The sequence below is a fragment of the Cytobacillus gottheilii genome (assembly GCF_900166665.1).
Taxonomy (GTDB): domain Bacteria; phylum Bacillota; class Bacilli; order Bacillales; family Cytobacillaceae; genus Cytobacillus; species Cytobacillus gottheilii_A.
The window spans coordinates 3,288,379-3,306,168 of the sequence record NZ_LT800494.1; the positions used below are offsets into that span (position 1 = coordinate 3,288,379).

General features: G+C 39.9%; 16 protein-coding genes. 7 read left to right on the forward strand and 9 right to left on the reverse strand.

Annotated features, from left to right (window positions below):
• Positions 1-103: 103 nt before the first annotated feature.
• The 3 genes from B7E07_RS16115 to B7E07_RS16125 all read right to left on the reverse strand — a co-directional run bounded on the left by B7E07_RS16115 (position 104) and on the right by B7E07_RS16125 (position 2,769).
• Positions 104-463, reverse strand: coding sequence for a YisL family protein (locus tag B7E07_RS16115; RefSeq protein ID WP_080847369.1), 360 nt, complete (start codon positions 461-463; stop codon positions 104-106).
• A 205-nt stretch (positions 464-668) separates the two neighbouring features.
• On the reverse strand, positions 669-1,592 hold the full coding sequence (locus B7E07_RS16120) for a fumarylacetoacetate hydrolase family protein (RefSeq protein ID WP_080847373.1): 924 nt from the start codon (positions 1,590-1,592) through the stop codon (positions 669-671).
• A 10-nt stretch (positions 1,593-1,602) separates the two neighbouring features.
• Positions 1,603-2,769, reverse strand: a complete 1,167-nt coding sequence (locus tag B7E07_RS16125) for a DUF418 domain-containing protein (protein ID WP_080847377.1) — start codon at positions 2,767-2,769, stop codon at positions 1,603-1,605.
• Between the two features lie 457 nt (positions 2,770-3,226).
• Here B7E07_RS16125 and B7E07_RS16130 point away from each other — a divergent pair, with 457 nt between their 5' ends.
• The 6 genes from B7E07_RS16130 to B7E07_RS16155 are packed head-to-tail and all read left to right on the forward strand — an operon-like array spanning position 3,227 to position 5,219.
• Positions 3,227-3,448 (forward strand): spore germination protein, encoded by a 222-nt coding sequence (locus tag B7E07_RS16130; RefSeq protein ID WP_066447688.1) that lies wholly within the window; start codon positions 3,227-3,229, stop codon positions 3,446-3,448.
• Positions 3,449-3,464: 16 nt separating this feature from the next.
• Positions 3,465-3,704, forward strand: coding sequence for a spore germination protein GerPB (locus B7E07_RS16135; protein ID WP_080847380.1), 240 nt, complete (start codon positions 3,465-3,467; stop codon positions 3,702-3,704).
• Positions 3,705-3,755: 51 nt separating this feature from the next.
• Complete coding sequence (gerPC, locus tag B7E07_RS16140) at positions 3,756-4,394, forward strand: spore germination protein GerPC (protein WP_257391472.1); 639 nt, start codon at positions 3,756-3,758, stop codon at positions 4,392-4,394.
• Positions 4,391-4,567 carry a spore gernimation protein GerPD gene (locus B7E07_RS16145; RefSeq protein WP_080847386.1) on the forward strand — a complete coding sequence of 59 codons (177 nt, stop codon included), beginning with the start codon at positions 4,391-4,393 and terminating at the stop codon, positions 4,565-4,567. The genes gerPC and B7E07_RS16145 overlap by 4 nt, the downstream gene beginning before the upstream one ends.
• Positions 4,568-4,571: 4 nt before the next feature.
• A complete protein-coding gene (locus B7E07_RS16150) occupies positions 4,572-4,970 on the forward strand; it encodes a spore germination protein GerPE (RefSeq protein WP_080847389.1) in 399 nt (132 codons plus the stop codon).
• Between the two features lie 30 nt (positions 4,971-5,000).
• Entirely contained in the window at positions 5,001-5,219 is a 219-nt protein-coding gene (locus tag B7E07_RS16155) for a spore germination protein (RefSeq protein WP_080847392.1), read from the forward strand.
• Positions 5,220-5,431: 212 nt separating this feature from the next.
• On the opposite strand, the gene addA is transcribed toward B7E07_RS16155, so the two are convergent.
• From addA to B7E07_RS16185, 6 genes are all read right to left on the reverse strand, one after another.
• A complete protein-coding gene (addA, locus tag B7E07_RS16160) occupies positions 5,432-9,172 on the reverse strand; it encodes a helicase-exonuclease AddAB subunit AddA (RefSeq protein WP_080847395.1) in 3,741 nt (1,246 codons plus the stop codon).
• Complete coding sequence (gene addB, locus B7E07_RS16165) at positions 9,150-12,650, reverse strand: helicase-exonuclease AddAB subunit AddB (protein WP_080847397.1); 3,501 nt, start codon at positions 12,648-12,650, stop codon at positions 9,150-9,152. Before addB ends, addA begins: the two co-directional genes overlap by 23 nt.
• A gap of 243 nt (positions 12,651-12,893) precedes the next feature.
• Positions 12,894-13,448: a signal peptidase I gene (gene lepB / locus B7E07_RS16170; RefSeq protein WP_080847399.1), complete on the reverse strand. Its 555-nt coding sequence runs from the start codon at positions 13,446-13,448 to the stop codon at positions 12,894-12,896.
• 106 nt (positions 13,449-13,554) lie between these two features.
• Complete coding sequence (locus B7E07_RS16175; RefSeq protein ID WP_080847400.1) at positions 13,555-14,169, reverse strand: TVP38/TMEM64 family protein; 615 nt, start codon at positions 14,167-14,169, stop codon at positions 13,555-13,557.
• A 60-nt stretch (positions 14,170-14,229) separates the two neighbouring features.
• Positions 14,230-15,189 carry an LCP family protein gene (locus B7E07_RS16180; RefSeq protein ID WP_080847401.1) on the reverse strand — a complete coding sequence of 320 codons (960 nt, stop codon included), beginning with the start codon at positions 15,187-15,189 and terminating at the stop codon, positions 14,230-14,232.
• Between the two features lie 597 nt (positions 15,190-15,786).
• Entirely contained in the window at positions 15,787-16,866 is a 1,080-nt protein-coding gene (locus tag B7E07_RS16185) for a GGDEF domain-containing protein (RefSeq protein WP_257391441.1), read from the reverse strand.
• 247 nt (positions 16,867-17,113) lie between these two features.
• On the opposite strand from B7E07_RS16185, the gene B7E07_RS16190 reads away from it, so the two are divergent.
• On the forward strand, positions 17,114-17,790 hold a 677-nt coding region (locus B7E07_RS16190; protein ID WP_176215227.1), incomplete at its 3' end, for a permease.

Genomic DNA, 17,790 nt, shown 5'->3' on the forward strand with positions numbered 1-17,790 from the left:
AAATTTTATAGCTTTTCCCTTATCTTTTTAAAAATACCATATTTATAGGACTATTGATATGAAAAAATAAAAAAGCTGTCGAATTTGACAGCTTTTCAACGAATTACATAAATGGATAGAAGCCTAGTGGAAGTCTTAATCCCAGATAAATCACAAGAACTAAGGAAATGCCTAGCTGAGCCCATAGAATACCTGTTTTCTTGCCTTTTCCGGTGCGGACAAGAACCATCTCAAGTGCCGCAATGACCCAAATGCCTACTAATGATTTCAGAACGTACATCATATCAATATTGCTTATTGACGTTAACATCCAAATGCCAGTCCCAATGATCAGCAAATAAAAGAGCCTTAATACCATATGTACAATTTTTGCACCTTTTGCTTTGCCGCTCTTTTGAAGACTTAGTGCAACAAAAAATAGGATTAATGCAACTACCCATGTCGTAATATGAGCATGTGTCATTCCTAACTGCCCCCTCTACTAAAGTTCGTTAACATCATATCATATCGGCCCTGAAAATCCTAAAGTTAAGGTAGCTTCTGAATTTTCGCGAATTGGATATGTGTCAATTTTTTGACAAATCATAAAAACAATTGACGTCAGAAAGTGTAGCTTCTTTGAATCATTTCAAGCTTTGCTGCGTCGAATGCTATCCCCCGTTTTCCTCTTAATTGCTGGGTTTAGTTGATCCTACTGTATTTTTTAATGTTCCAATACCTTCAATCTCAATTTCAATTGTATCCCCTTTTTTTAGGTAACGAGGCGGTTTAAACCCTTTTCCGACACCTGCTGGCGTTCCTGTTGCAATCACATCACCTGGCTCAAGCGTCATACCGGATGAAAGAACTGAAATGATTTCATCCAAAGGGAAAATCAATTGATCTGTTGCAGAGTTCTGCCTTACCTCACCGTTTACGCGGGTTTGTATGCTCAACTTAGATGGATTTTCCACAAAGGCGGCAGGAACAATCCATGGACCCATCGGACACGTGCTGTCCAGACTCTTTCCTAAAAAGAATTGTTTGTGCTGCTTTTGAAGATCCCTTGCAGTAACATCATTGACAATGGTATACCCGAAAACATAATCCATTGCATCTTCTCTTGAAATCGCTCGACCCGTTTTCCCAATTATAATTGCAAGCTCTCCTTCATAATCCAGCTCAGCTGTAACAGACTCGTGTGCTTCAATAACCTGCTCATGACCAATAACTGTTGTAGGCGCTTTTGTAAACACCATAATATGCTCCGGAATATCATCCTTGCTTCCCATTTCAATTGCATGTTCTGCATAATTTTTGCCAATACAAAATACATTTTTCAGCGGTCTTGGAATCGGAGCAAGCAGTTCAATTTCATCCACCTTATATATGGTTTCCTTCGCATTTTCAGGATTGTTTATTGCCCACTCTTTTATTTTCGTAATTTCATCTATGATTGGATTTCCACCCTGTATACATTCCAGAAGGGTACCAGGGAAATGATCTTGTCCACTTAAAGAAGCAGCTTTCGAGAGATCCAGAACTAAATGTTCATCTTCCATTAATACACCTGCTGAAATACGTTCTTCTTTTTTAAAGGTAAGTAGTTTCATGATTTCACTCCTATTTCTTCATTTTAGGAAGTTCCCAATACGTGAACGATCTCCATAGCCATTCAACAGGGCCATAATTAAATCTTTTTACATAAAATCTGCTAAACAATAGCTGAATGGTATAAATAATAAAAACGAGCACTGTGCCTGTCACTACAGATATCTCCCCAAATAACCCAAAGCCATAACCATAAAAAAGAATACTGCAGGTCAGCGATTGAAACAAATAATTGCTTAAAGACATTTTGCCTATATAAGCAAGTGGTTTTAACAGTTTGAGCAAATGCACATTGCCTGCTGCCCATGCAATACAGCTTCCATAACCAATCGCAAGCAATGGACCGCCGAAAGTATCCTGGAAATAATCCAAAGCAAGTGATCTATCCATTATGTATGGAAGAAGTTTCATAAGTAGTCCAAGTAAGACAGCAATGATGGTCAGATTTCGAAATAGTTTCCGCCATTGATCTGCATTTTCAAGCAGCTTTAGCTTCGCAGCTCCACCGCCAATCAGAAATAATGGCAAAATGGATATAAGCATAATCGGAAATCCGCCTATATTATTTGTATACCAGTCTTCTATTCTTTGAGAGGTAATTTCAGCAAAATCACCTGTACGATACACAGCACCTGTTTCTTCTGCAATGCTATTATCATAAAAGGCAAGATTGTCTGGCGGAAAGATTAACTCAGCAGCGAACAACAAAAGGCAGAGAAGCAGATTCGGTACAATATAGATAATAACACCTGTAATAAGTAAGCTTTTACCGTTCATTCTGACGAACAATAGAAAGATAAAGGCAAGGATCGCATACATGGCCAAAATATCGCCAAACCATAGAAAAAAGGCATGCATTAAACCTATAATCAGTAAAAAGGTAAATCTTCTTCCTGCAATCACCTTAAAGGACAATTCCTTTTTTAATACTCTCTCCCGCAGCATGATTAAGCTGTAGCCAAAAAGCAGTGCAAATAAAGGATAAAAGCTTGCTTGCACAAGAATATCAATGGCACTGTAAACCGTCTGATCACTGCTGTCTGTCCACCAGCTGAGCGGATCAATATAGAGAAACGGTGAATGAAATGAGAGCATATTGACCAGGAAAATTCCTAAAATTGCAAAACCTCTCATAATATCCAAAGATATTATTCTTTCTTTTTCTGTAACTGAATTCATTCCTTTCTCCCTTCAAATTTATGTATATCTCCATTCATCATAGAAGATTTTGGATATGTTTGTCTATTAGGAATTCTATGTTTATTTGTTTTCTTTACAATGTGTTTATGTTTTTATGCACATAACTTATTTTCGAGATGCCATGGCGTTTCTGCGCTGCTGATTTCCACTGCAGGGTACTCGCTTTCCGCGGGGCGGGTGCTGAGCCTCCTCGTCGCCTTTAGCTCCTGCGGGGTCTCACCTTCCCACTCTTCCCGCAGGAGTCTCGCACCCTTCCGTTCCAATCAACTGACATTTAAGGAAATTAGTTTTCGAAGAATAATGGCCTAACTATGCAACGATCTCTTTTATCAAATAAATTTAGGCGAATGTATCACATAACATAGTCTGACACATAGGATGATATTAACTACCCGCCTACTTTACGCGCGGAAAAAATGATTAAAGGGTGTCTTATATGCCAGCAATTGTCGGTGTTGTGCAAGTCATTTCGGTTGGGAGCAGCTCCATTTTTAATATAGGTGACGTCTACAAAATGATGCCGATTTCTACAGCAAAAACATTTTCTGGTTCAGGCTCTTTCAATACCGGAGACGGTTTAAAGGTGACCAATCATTATAGTACTACAAACACGTATGATTCAGATGGCATTGATCAGGCAAACATTATGAATTTATAAAGTAATAGGTGATGAGATGAATTTTTATATTCAACAGTCCATACACATTAATATGATCAAAATTGGCGGAGTTTCAAACTCCTCTGTATTGCAGATTGGCAGTGCCGGGATTATTAAGCCAGCTTCCTACTTGTATAATACAGGCGGCTTTACAGAGCCTGCACCAGAAGTGATTGATGAGGAAGAAAATATGCCAATCACCGATTCTTTAATGAACTCGCCAGCTGTTCCTCTTGTCGCTCCTTCCAATGCATAAAGCCTCATCAAGTGCTTCTGTTTCCTTTTAAATCTTTTTAGAAAAGAGGTGGTGCCGTTGAGTCAAGATATTTATTCTTACCTGCATGGTTTGCAGGGATATATTCAAACACTCGAGAAGCGGATCTCCAAGCTTGAAAAAAAGGTTTCGGAGCTTGAAGAGGAGACACAGCAGCTGCAAAACCGCCCACCCGTGCATATTGACACAATTGAATATAAATTTGATCAATTAAAGGTGGAAACATTGGAAGGAACGTTAAATATCGGATTAAACCCAACAGACCTTCAAGAACATATTGAAGAATTTTCAATCGATAATAAAGATCTTTATGCACCAAATATTAAAGACACATATGCCCCGCCTTCTCCAAAGGATTTCATGCATCACAGCATGGGCGTGGAAAATGAGATGTACCGTTATTTAGAACAAGATCTTCCACAGGTAATTGAAGATGTTCAAGCAGAAACGAATATTTCATTAGATAAATCGTATGTAAGCTTCATTAAGGAGGATATTCTCAAACAGCTGCCGAAACGGATTGACTACTACTTAAAAAAAGAGCACACATCGATTCCTGAAGAAGAACTTCAAGATCACGTAACCCGCATGTTAAAAAAAGAGATTCAGAACGGCGTCTCCATTTTTGCCAATAACCTGCCTGAAAATATGAGAGGAGAGAAAAAAGAATGATCTTCCAAGTATATAATCGTGATATCAATGTTGGCAATATTAGAGTAATAGGTGTATCCAGCTCCTCCATTTTAATGGTTGGCGATGCAGAAACCATTCAACTGGCATCAACATTCGATACTCCCGCTGAATCCTTAATCATCGGGCCATTTGTGCCTTTGACTCCGGAGTAAGCATATGATGCAAAGAACATCTATTGTCGATCATATTCGCATTAATACATTATCTTTTTCCTCCATTTTTGAAATTGGCGATGTCCCATATATTCAGGGATACTCGAGGGCAATCGCCGACCAGCGTCAAAAACCGCTTTTTCGCAGTGATGAAGGCAGTTTTAGGAGATACCCCATTTTTAGAGAGCCCATTCCTCTGCCCCCTATTGATGAAGCGGTTGCGATGGAAATTACACAGGTCAACCCTGTCATTAAAGTGCATGATATTGATGTCCTCGGTGCATCTTCATCATCGATCGTTCAGCTCGGAAACAGCAAAAATATTTTTATGGAATCGAGGATTAAGCATATACGTCATGTTACCTCAAACGATAATCCGCAGAATTCGGATGTAAGCAGTTGATAAAATAAATTTATGTCAGGAGGTTGCCTCATGCCAGCCATCGTAGGTCCAGTGCAGGTTGTAAATAATTCAGATGGGATTGTGCAATTTGGAGACTCATTAATCATTTCTCCCAAAAGCACGGGTAAATCCAATTCAGGTTCAGGCGCAGCCAACACAGGTGCTTTTGTTGTAACAAATAATGGTTTAAGCGCAAGTAATGTACTTGATACCAATCTGATTGACCAGCCAATGATTGGAAATAATTAGTGGGTGATAAATATTTACTTTATATGCCTCAAAGGCTGCTATAGTAAGAGTACCCCCTGTGTACTCGCTTTCCGCGGGGCAGGAGTCTCGCACTACTCCGTTCCCTTCAGCAAGCATATTCTTAAAGAGGTATTTTAAAAACAATCTTTTAAAAATCCTAAGACAAAAGCCGGCAATCGAAATGTTTTTCGAGCCGGCTTTTTGACTAGTGATTAAAGTTTTATCGTAAATTTGCCATCAAATAAATATAAATATCTTTCATTGACCGTACGATTCCATATTTTTTCAATGGCAGTTGTATACAGGTTAAGCTGCGTTTCGTACCGTTTTTTTAGCTCTGTGACTGCTTGTTCCTGTCCGCCCGGGAACCGGCCCTCTACGGCGTCTGATTTATAGTCTACTAAAACAAGTCCTTCTTCGTCTTCAAATAGACAATCGACAATTCCCTGTACAATGACATTTTCATTTTCGCCATTCCAGTTCGGATAAATTTCACTTGCAGGAAGGGCAAGACTGAACGGTACCTCTCTATAAATGCTTTTAGCCTGCTGCAGCCTTATCGCAATATCACTTTCAAAAAAAGGCAGAATCTGCTCAGGATCAATTCCTGCTCTTTGCTCGGCCGTCAAAAGTTCTCTTTGCACGAGGTCTTCTATAAGAACCTCAACATCTTGAATAGTCGGTTTTGTCTTCAAATCAATATGCTGCATTAACATATGCATGGCCGTGCCGCGTTCAGCAGGTGAGAGCTTTTTCTCCTGCATAAATTTCGGGCGATTAAATAATGGTTTACTAAGCTTCTGGACAAGCTCCATTCCGCTTTCCTCAGCTGCGAATATTTCCTTTTGCCGTTTAATTTCCGAAACAGATTGCTTGGACCTGTGCTGTGCCGCCTCTTTGTGGTCATATGTCCAACCCAGCTGCTCCTGTAGCTGCTGGTTAAAAGGCGATTGGACTGGAACCCGACGTTTCGCATAAACATAGTCGAGGAGAGAATCTCCCTGATCAGTTTCGTACCCTCCAAGAATCGCCACCTCAGCATGATTCAGCACATCTACCTTCCAGTTTGAAGGATGGTTCAGCAGCGCTTCTGGAGCACCTTCATCATCTTTGAGCGGACCGCCACTCCGGTGCCTGACAAGTGCTGGTGCGATCCAATCCATATAACCGGATGCCGCCGCCCGGTCATACTCACTTAACAGCCAATCCCCATTTGAAGCAGCCTGCTGCCAGACTTTGATTTTTTTCTCAGCATTCTTAACAGAGCCAATCAGATAAAGCTTTTCTTTTGCTCGTGTTAAGGCAACATATAACACTCGCATTTCTTCAGACAGCATCTCCATCTTCTTTTTCCTTTTTAGCGCAAGCTGCGGAAGAGAAGGATAGGTAATACGTTTCTCCGCATGAACATACTTGGCTGCAAAGCCATAATCCTTATCAAATAAATACGATTTCTTTAAATCCATCGTATTAAAATTACGCGCAAGCCCTGCGATAAATACAAAAGGAAACTCTAGACCTTTACTGCTGTGAATGGTCATAATGCGGACAACGTCTTCTTGTTCCCCTAACGCTCTGGCAGCGCCTAAATCATCGCCTCTTTCTCGCATTCTATCAATAAATCTCAAGAAGCGGAAAAGACCTCTAAAGGATGTTGCTTCGTATTGACGGGCACGATCATAGAGAGCCCGAAGGTTTGCTTGGCGCTGCTTCCCGCCCGGCATTCCTCCGACAAAGTCATAAAACCTCGTTTCACGATACAAATGCCAGATGAGATCGGACAATGATCCTTGCCGGGCCATCGTTCTCCATACTGATAATTTTTCTAGAAAAGGCGCACACTTTTCATACAATTCTTCCATCTCACCCGCAGGTTTTTGAAGACAGATTGCAGTTAATGCTTCATAAAAAGAGCCTTTTTTATGATGTATCCTTATTTTCGCCAGCTCTTCCTCTGTTAATCGGACGATTGGAGAACGCAGCAGTGCAGCAAGCGGAATGTCCTGGTATGGGTTATCAATAACTTTTAAAAGAGACATCATAATTGATACTTCAGTCGCTTCAAAATACCCAGATGATAGATTTGCATAAACAGGAATTCCCTGCTGCTTGAACTCTTCCATGATTTGAGGAGCCCATGTCATCGAACGCAGTAAAATAACCATGTCACGGTACATTGCCGGACGATTTGCTTTCAGCTTCGGATTGTACACTTCTTTGCGATTTTCAATGATGTCTTTAATTTTTGCGGCCATATATCTGGCTTCTACTTGTGATTGTGCCAGCTCAGCCTGATCAAATCCATCTTCTTCCGTTTCAGTCGGCTCATCCACTCCAGATTCCATATTAATAAGAGCGACTTCAATTGGGTGTTCCTCATCTGTTGGATAAGGAGCTCCATTCACAAGCTCTGCATCCTCATCGTATTCAATCTCGCCTACTTTTTCACCCATAATCTGCTTGAAGATATAGTTGGTTCCATCCAGCACTTCTTTTCTGCTTCTAAAATTCCGCGCTAAGTCAATCCGTAAGCCACTTCCTTCTCCTGTAGACAAAAACCGATTATATTTTGTTAGAAACAGGTTAGGTTCTGCCAGCCTAAAACGATAGATTGATTGCTTTACATCTCCGACCATAAACAGGTTGCCTTCTTGCTCAGAATCCTTTGTGACAAGCTGAAGGATTGCCTCCTGAACCATGTTTGTGTCCTGATATTCATCGACTAATACTTCTTTAAATTGCTTTCGATATGCTAGAGCGGCACTAGAAGGCTCCAGTCCTCCATCTTCATCCTTCACAGCTAGTATTCGAAGGCAGTAATGTTCAAGATCAGCAAAATCAACGATTCCCTTTTCTGCTTTTACTTGAGTAAAGCGCTCTTCAAACTGTTTGACGAGATACGTCAGAAGCTCCATATGATTCTTCATTTCGCGAATATCCTTTAAGAAACTTTCAGGTTTTCTAGAAAATAGCTCGCTCTGAAGATCCTGCAGAATTTTCTTGGTTTTATCTCTTAGTTTTTTCGCTTGATCTACTAATACTGCGTCATACTCATCGCCTTTAACCGTTTTGGCACGGCCAAATTTCCAGGAGTTCATAGCCTCATAAAGGGTTGCCCAAGAATCATTTTTTGCGGCAATGAGAATATCAACCACTTGAATATCATCAATAAAATTCTCCGCCAGTGGTGCTGGTCCGCCCGGCTCCTTGGTTAATTTCAACGCCTGTTCCAGCATCTTTTTCGCACCATTCAGCTGCAGTTCAATGTCCTGCAGCAGAAAGTGCGTGAAAGGCAAATCTTCTATGACTGCATTTTCTTTCATGCTATACATGTCGACTATCGTATTTAGAAAGAATTCCGGTGACGGGTTCGCCATCGCAAAATCGTATAAATGACGAATGATATCCTGCAGTCCTGTATCACTCCGGTCGTTGGAGTAAATATCAACAAGCTCAAAAAACTTCTCGTTTCCTTCCTTGCCATATTCATCTTCGAACAGTTCTTCCAGTACTTCATCTCTTAACAGCTGTGCTTCCGTTTCATCAGCAATTCGAAAGCCAGGGTCAATATCAATCTCATAATAGTTTTTGCGGATCGTATCCAAACAAAAGGAATGCAGAGTAGAAATGGATGCTTTATTTAGTGTGCTGATCTGCTTTCTTAAGTGAAGAGAAGCAGGATCAGCTGTAATTGCCTTCTCAAGTGCTTCTCCAATTCGATGTCTCATTTCTGCTGCTGACGCATTTGTAAACGTAACAACCAGAAGTTCATCCACATTTAGCGGATCATTCTCATCAAGGATTTTATTGATAATTCTTTCTACCAGAACAGCTGTTTTTCCTGAACCGGCAGCCGCTGCTACAAGAATATCCTGGCCCTTTGCCATAATGGCCTTCCATTGATCATCCGTCCAGGTCGCTTCAGCAGGCTTAGGCGGTATCATTGTTTTCATGCTCCTCCACCTCCTTTTTAATACGGTCAAGCACCTCATCTTTTGACTGTGTGTTTAAGAGCCGGAAGCTATTGCTTTCCATTGAGTCGTCAAATTGGCACACGGACTTATACTCACAAAAGGTGCACGGTGTTTGTTCTTTTAATTTATATGGAGAAATATGGACATTCCCGCTCATAATTTCATTGCCTGAGTGAATATACTTCCGCCGCACAAAGCTTCTTAAAGAGTCAAACTCCTGCTTGCTGGCAATTTTGGACCTTTTAGAAATAGAACCATCTTTTTTAAAGCCGGCAGATACGATGGCAGAATCACTTTTATCAATTGATTGGTCCATCAGACGGATCACATTTTCTTGACCGAGCATAAGACCTTGCATTTTAAACTTCTTCATAAATTCCTGTTCCAGATCTTCTTCTTTGAGCATTTTGCTGACCGCCAGCATTGGGTTATGCACATGGAAATACAAGACCCCTGCAGGTAATGCCTTATTTCCAACTAGTGTTTCAGAATGAGCAATGATGATGTCTAAATAAGTGAGCATTTGCATGGCAAGCCCATAATACACTTCATTGACATTTAAATCCTTACTGCTTGATTTATAGTCTATGACTCTTAAAAAGAGGCCATTATCATCCTCTGCTTTATCAACACGGTCAATTCGGCCGACAAGCTCCATTTTCACTCCGTTTTTAAGCGGGAAGGTCATGGATGGCAGTTCAGCCTTTGGACCAAATCCTAATTCCAGTCCAACTGGCGCAAAGCCGCTTACCTTCGCATGTTCTCCTAAAATAAAGGAAGCTCTCGTAATAATCTGCTCTAGCTTTCTCTTAATGTAGTAATGGCGATTAGAGCTTAAGAGAATTTCATTCTGCAGTTTTGGAGCCAGGAGCTCGACCGCTTCCTTGGCCAAAATCTCGAACTGATCCCGAGTCAGCTTGTCCCATGCCATCTTTTTCACACTAATGGTCTCAGCAATATATTTAAGTGCAGCATGAAAGAGTTCACCAATATCCGGAGCATCCAGTCGGAAGATCTGACGTTCTCTCAGCTTTAAGCCATGCTGCGCAAAATGAGAGAATGGACAGCTATGATACAGCTCCATTCGTGAAACACTTGCGAGAATATGATCTCCATAAAGCTCTTTCGTGATATCTTCACTTAGATTTTCTGTCCTATTTTCATAGGTTAAACTCTCTAAAACATGTCCTGCCGTTTCTCTCCATTGGTCATTTTCAATATAGAGATTATAGACATCCCACCATAAATCATAGATCTGGTAGCTTCTTTTCTTCAGCTGAAGCTGTGAAGTTAAGAAGGTTAATGCAGTTTGATAGCCTGCCGCATATTCAGCCTGCTTTTCCTCAGGTAATTCAAACGGATCGGACATATAAAAATCTTCCTGCATATCTGGAAATGTATCCGTGAATTTCTTAATATAGGGAGAAGGCAGCAGCGCTTTTCCTTCTTCTGTTGCTAGAGGATAGCTGACATAGAGCTCTTCTGAAGAAGATACAAATGCTTTATACGCTATAAATTCCTCATCAAGCAGCTTCGTTCTTGTACTTGGCGCTATTTTCATGCCGGCTGCAAGCAGTGCTTCACGATCCTGATCAGCTAACACACCATCTTCAGGAAATTTGGCAGGAAGAACTCCTTCGTTTAGACCAATGACAAAAGAAGTTTTTATATTCGATAGACGCGAACGTTCCATATCGGCGACTATTACTTGGTCAATAGCAGGCGGAACGAGTGAAAAGTGGAGCGATTCCATTCCCGCTTCTAAAATAGATGCAAATTTCCGGAGCGGCACCTCCTCATCACCAAGCATTTCAACAAATTGATCCAGCAGTTCAACGACAGCACTCCACGCCTGATTATGCTCTCTTGCTTTAATTAAATTCCCTCTTTCTTCTTCAATGGCTGCCCATTTTTCCAGTTTTTCTGGAACAGCTAATTCTTCAAGAAATAAGTAGATTGCCTCACAGTAACCGCGGCCATCTGCTGCCTTTTTCATTCTCTTGCCCATTCTTGCTATAGGTTGAGCTATATAGTCCCGAAGCTCATTCAATTCCCTTTCAATTTGCTTTTCAGCGTCTGTCTGGGCAATATTTTCAAGCTCTAGTCCGCGAAATCTTCGATAAGTCCATTCTGTTTTACTCGTCCATTTGGTACCTTGAATGCCGTAAGCCAGAACATAATTTTCGAGCCTGTCCATTTGCTCACGCAGCACTTGCTGATTCAATTTTGCCGGAAACAGCAGCTCCGTTTTAACAGCTCTAAAAACGGGTTCATACCGCCAGTTTCCATATAACACCTCTAAGCTTGAGCGGATCAGCTCAATAAGCGGATGATTTAACATCGTTCTTTTTTGATCGATAAAAAAAGGAATTTCATAATCAGTAAAAACAGTTTCCATTATGTCATGGTACTCATTGCCGTTTCGCACGAGAACCGCCATGTCTTTGTAACGCTGGCCCTTTCTTGCTAATTGCTGCATGCGTCGGGCAATGCCTTCTATTTCAGCTCGCCTATTGACAGCTTGAGCAAGATGCACATCACCTGATGCGGAAAAGGGCATGTTTGGCCTTGTTTCAAATTGTGCTTCTACATGCTGCAGTGCTGGTGTTTTCCATCGTTTTTGCTGTGAAAGCACCACTTCCTCAGCATCGATTCCTAACCGTTTCGTCATATCTGCAATGGTGTCATACGTATCATTGCTCATTTGAAATAAACTTAGTTCCGATCTGAAACGAGCTTGCTGCTGGTCCATGGTCATCGTAATCGTTACCTTTTTGCTGTGCTTCATCAGCTGTTCAAGAACTAAATACTCCTGAGGTGTAAAACGATAAAAACCATCAACATATATTTCACTATTTTTTATATAGTCTGATTGTGCTGCCTTCTCCGACAGTAAAGAAAAATAGTCTTCTGAATCCACATATTTTCCACTCAGTGATTCTTCAAAGCTTTTATAAATTAATTCCAGATCGTGAAGTTTATCATTTAAAGCCTTGTTAATTTCGTCATGCTCCTGCAGATGCTGTCGTCTAGATGCCAGCTCTTCTGCATTGATGCAGTAGCGTTTAAATTCTGTCATCATCGTTTCCATTTGTTTAATAAACCCATTTTTATCCGCAGCTTTTTGGAAAATATGAAGCTCATCTTTGTGATCTTCAATCAGCTTTCGAATGAGCATGCTTATGCCTGTGCTGTTTAAATGCTGGCGGCTGATTCCGCCTGTTTCCTGCAGAATTCTCCAGGCAAGCCGTGTAAATGAATACACTTGCGTTCGGATCATGCCGTTAATGTTTGGGTCTGCTAATATATTATATTCAGATTGAAATGTCATTTGTTCCGGCACTAAATAAATGATCGGATTTCCTTCTGGATTACTTTCTAATTTTTGACGGATCTCACTCAGACATAATTCTGTTTTTCCACTGCCTGAACGTCCCATTAATATGCGTACGGACATTTAGTCTACCGCCTTTCATTCGAAACTAGCATATCTTATTATTTTATCATAGAAATCCTTGCTCATCGCCGTGGAGAATTTGTAAATTTTTTGAAGATAATAATATGATCATTCTTTTCATTCTCTATTGATCGGTAGGATAGGATGCTTCAGCAGGTGACAAATATGCATGTCATATATAAGCGGTCCTCAGCAAAAAAAAAGCACACCGCCAAGCTTCGGCAGTATGCTTTATCTTTCACCTTATAGCGATGCATCCAATTCATTCAATGGCCAATATTTCACATCTACCTTGCCGACCACCTGTTCAATTGATATAAAGCCAAAATGCCTGCCATCCCAGCTGCCGCCCCGGTTGTCTCCCATTACAAACAATTTACCTTCAGGCACCACTTCAGATCCTGTTATCTCTTCTAATGTAAAATCACCAGTTAAATGTCCAAAAGGATTAGCCTCTTTATAGCTTTCCAGAAAGGGCTCCTCTATTCTTTCGTCATTGACATATAAAAACTCATGATGATATTCAACCTTATCACCTGGAAGACCAATCACTCGTTTAACAAAATCCTCTTTGTCATTATGATGAAAAACAATAACATCAAATCGATCAAAATCACTAATCTGATAGCCGATTTTATTTACGATTAATTTATTGCCGTCTTCGAGGGTTGGCATCATGGATTCTCCCTCAACCACATAATTGGATAAAAAGAATGTCCGGATGAATGCAAAAATAATAACCCCGATTGCAAGTGCTTTAAGCCACTCTGCACTTTCTTTCCTTAGCTCCTCTTTCAAGACGGTCCCCTCCAAAGGCTGAAATATAATAGGCAGCTGTGGTTTCCACAATGTTTTAACAAAATTGCAATATAATATAGTTTTGAAACCGCAGTCGCAGCAGTCATTATTTCTGCTGCTGGTTATCTATTCTCGTATTTAACTTTAGCTCAATTCTTTTTCCAACATACCACAAGATAAATATAACGACAGCAACAATGGCTGTGCGAATAGGCTGTGTTATAAGAGCACGAATATCGTAGCCAACAAAGCTCATTGTAAAAATCATAACAATTTTCCCAGCACCGACTGCCAGCATATATTGATAAATGCTAATTTTGGACAGCCCTGCAACAATATTGACAATAGCAGATGGCGTAAAAGGAAAACATAATAGAATAAATAACGGTCCAAATCCATGGCGTTCTACCCAGCTTACAAGCTTTTGGACTTTAGCGTGTCTATTAATAAATCCCAGCACTCTTTTTTGCCCATATTTGCGTATAATTAGGAACACCAGCAGTGCACCAGCCGTCGCTCCGACCCATGAAAAAAGAAATCCAAACCATAAGCCAAACGCATTAGCATTTGCCATAACAAATAAGAAAAGCGGAAGAAACGGAAGAAAAGCTTCCAGCAATGGCAAAAGAATACCTGGGAGCGGACCAAGTGACCGATACTCTTCGATTAAATCCATAACATTTTCCATTGTAAACCAATCTCTAAATAATTCTAGTTCCAAATGAAATCACCTTTTCTCTCCTGAAAAACAGCATAATTCTCTCTACCTTTACCTCATTTCCTACCCTTCTACACCCGCTGACTCTGAATCTGATAAAAACTCACGAATCGCTGCTTTATTTTGCTCTATGTCAACTGTCAGAACTTGTGCACCATTGATGGTCGTTTCTTCAAATGCCCCATCAGCTGGCACACGCATTGTTTGGATGTCTGGACTTCCGCCGGTCAAAACATCTTTTCCCATATATAACATATTACCCGTGCCCATATTTGTATTAATATAAGGGGTCACCACTCCAACAAGCTTTGGAAGTTTTGGCAGTGTTTGAAGACTTGTAAATTGGCTGGCAATCTCCTTAAGGACCTTTTGCTGGCGTTCGACACGGTTAAAATCTCCTCTGGCGTCATGACGGAATCGAACATAACCGAGTAAATGCTCTCCATCCAAACGCTGTAATCCTGGCTCTAGTGTGACACCAATTTTTTCACTCATTGCTTTTTCTACTTCTATTTCTACTCCATTCGGAAAAGCTTCATCAATGACATGAACAAACCCATCAAAATCAATAATGGCATAGTATTGTAAATCAATATCGAAATTTTCTTTAATTGTTTGTCTTAATAACTCAGGTCCTCCTTGAGCTAGTGCCGTATTAATTCTGCTTTCGCCGTAACCTGGTATGTTTACATACATATCTCTCATAAAAGACATCAGCTTGTATGTGCCCTTATCAGGATGATAGTGAGCAACCATAATCGTATCCGCTCTTGCATTTTCTTCTCCGCGCGAATCACTTCCAAGCAATAATATATTTGTTCCGCCGTATTGGTCTTGATCACCATTAAATTCATATTCTTCTTCCTGTACTTCTGATTGCTCTTGTGCTTCTGACATCCCCTGCTTAAATTGATAATAGGAATAGATGAGTACCGCAGCAATAATCAACAATAGAACCGCAACAATAGACTTCCATCTTCTTTTCTTTTTCTTTTTTACCATTTGGTGTCTTTCAGATCTCATGTGATAAAATCCTTTCTGAATACAAATATGATCGTTCTATAAGTAGAGAACGTAAAGTTACTCTCAATAGTAAGACTGTTTTTTTATATAAAAAGTTTCCTTCAGGGTGTGGGATTATTTGCCTTCTTCTATTTTGCCTCTATTATTATATTTTTGCAATTCACATACTTCTATTAATGATAATTGTGCTTATTAACTTTTTAGTGATATCGAAATGTCGATCCACCCTTTATAAATCCGGCACTTCTTGTCCTTTAACTAGGATGGGATTAAACGAAATTAATCTTTCTAAAACACGAACTTTCAATATCTTGATTTGGGTATTTAAACAAGTCCGTTCCATTGCGCTGCGGACCCTCGCTTTCCGTGGGGAGGAAGCTGAGCCTCCTCGGAGCAAGCTCCTGCGGGGTCTCACCTTTTCCTCTATTGCCCACAGGAGTCGAGGGTCCTCCGCTCCATTTCACTCATGCTAATAAAACACATTTTATAATCGTAAAAAAACCGAATGATTAGAAAGATGACTTCCTAATCATTCGGTTCTATGAGAGTGTTAAATACTTATGTCCCAGCCTCTTGATATGATCTGGTTTAATAGTTTTATGATGCCACACAGACTCTATTTCGGCCTACGTGTTTGGCTTGGTACAGGGCAGTGTCGGCATAATCGATTAACATTGATGGATTATCAGTTGTTTCTCTATAGCTTGCTACACCAATTGAAACGGTAATATAAATAGGTTTGCCTGTACTTAATAGGAAGGCATCTTTTTCAACACTGACTCGAATTCGTTCTGCAATTTCAACAGCTCGGGCAGAGGGGCAATCCAATAGCAAGACAGTAAATTCCTCTCCGCCATTTCTGCTTACAATATCGAAACTTCTGGTAGCCTTCTGCAATCTTGCCCCTAATTCAATCAAAACGATGTCGCCTTCTTTATGGCCGTATGTGTCGTTAATTTTCTTGAAATAATCGATATCAATATAAAGCAGGGATAGCTGCTGATCACTATCCTTAACATCCTGCACAAACCGGTTAAATTCCTCATCAAATTTACGCACATTGTTTAAACCTGTAAGGCTGTCTGTTAATGAATCATTCTTATATTTTGCAAACAAAGCTTGGCTTTCACGGATATATCGTATCAAATAAAACGTTAAAAATGTAGAGATATAAGAAATGAGCCAATAAAAAATGAGAACTTCCTTTATAATGGCTGTGTCCTCACTTAGATAAATAAAAAAGATTGAAAAGATCATATTGTTAAATGTGTAGATGGATAAAATTCTCAACACAGCGGATATCTTTACTCTAGAAAAAAAGATGCCAAACAAGGTCCCAGTCACACTAATGATCAAAGCATATACCGAAATGACATCAGTCGATATAATAAATCGGCATATAATGGTCATAGTCATTGAGATCAGGGCTGGAATTGCTCCTCCATAAAAAGCAAGCAAAAGTGTCGGTATAAAACGCAAATCAACAAGCAGATCACCAATGTTAATGCTGAATAACATTAATACAATACTGATCACTCCGCCAGAGAGACCGGCAATGATTTTCATTTTTACTGCTGAATGTAAATGAAGCGGCTTTTTCATGATTACTTGAGAATATAGAAAAAGCAAAGTACCGAGTAACGCTAAATTGGCTATAAATTCTTTAATTATCATCATAGGTATCACCTAGAGTAACATACCACATTCCTGACAGAAAAAATACGGGTAGAAGCCATCTTCAAATAATTACTAAGGAAAATTCCTTTTTACACCAAATAATGCTTTTTCAATGTTAGACAAGTAAATAAACCTAAAAATGGCAGAATCAATTCAGGAAATCTATCATTTGGTGAATGAATCAGAAATAGAGGACATAGAGTAGTAATAAGTGATTCGAAGTTATTACGATTTAGGGGAGATTGATATGAGTGTAATCTCTAACGTACGGAATTTATTATTTACAATTCTATTATTTCTAATGATGTCTCTATTCCTATTTGGAGATCATGAAGGCTTCTCCTTTCTTGAGAATCTTCTTCAAGGAGAGTTAAAGGCAATTTTTATCATTTTTATTGGGATCTTCATGGAGGCCATTCCATTTCTATTGATCGGCGTCATTTTTTCTTCCATTATTCACGAGTTTATTACTGAAGACTACATAAAAAGATGGATACCTAAGCAACCTGTATTGGCTGTAGTTGCTGCTATTTTGATTGCTGCTATTACGCCAGTATGTGAATGTGCCATCATTCCAGTTGTCCGCAGGCTGATTCAAAAAGGAGTTCCGATTCATGCTGGAATAGCTATTTTAACAGCAGCACCGATCCTCAACTTCGTTGTATTTGGTTCCACGTTTTATGCCTTTCAAAGCGAACCCGGCATGTATTTGGGCAGAATGGTTCTATGCATCGCTGCATCATTAACGGTGTCTCTAATCATATATGTATTTTTCCAAGGCGGCAGCATTCTGCGTAAGCTTAAAAACGATTTTTCAGCATCTGACCATCATCATCATAATCATTCAAGATTTAATCATATTATGAATCATAGTATTGATGAGTTTTTCTTAGTGTGTAAATACTTCATTATTGGCGGGCTTTT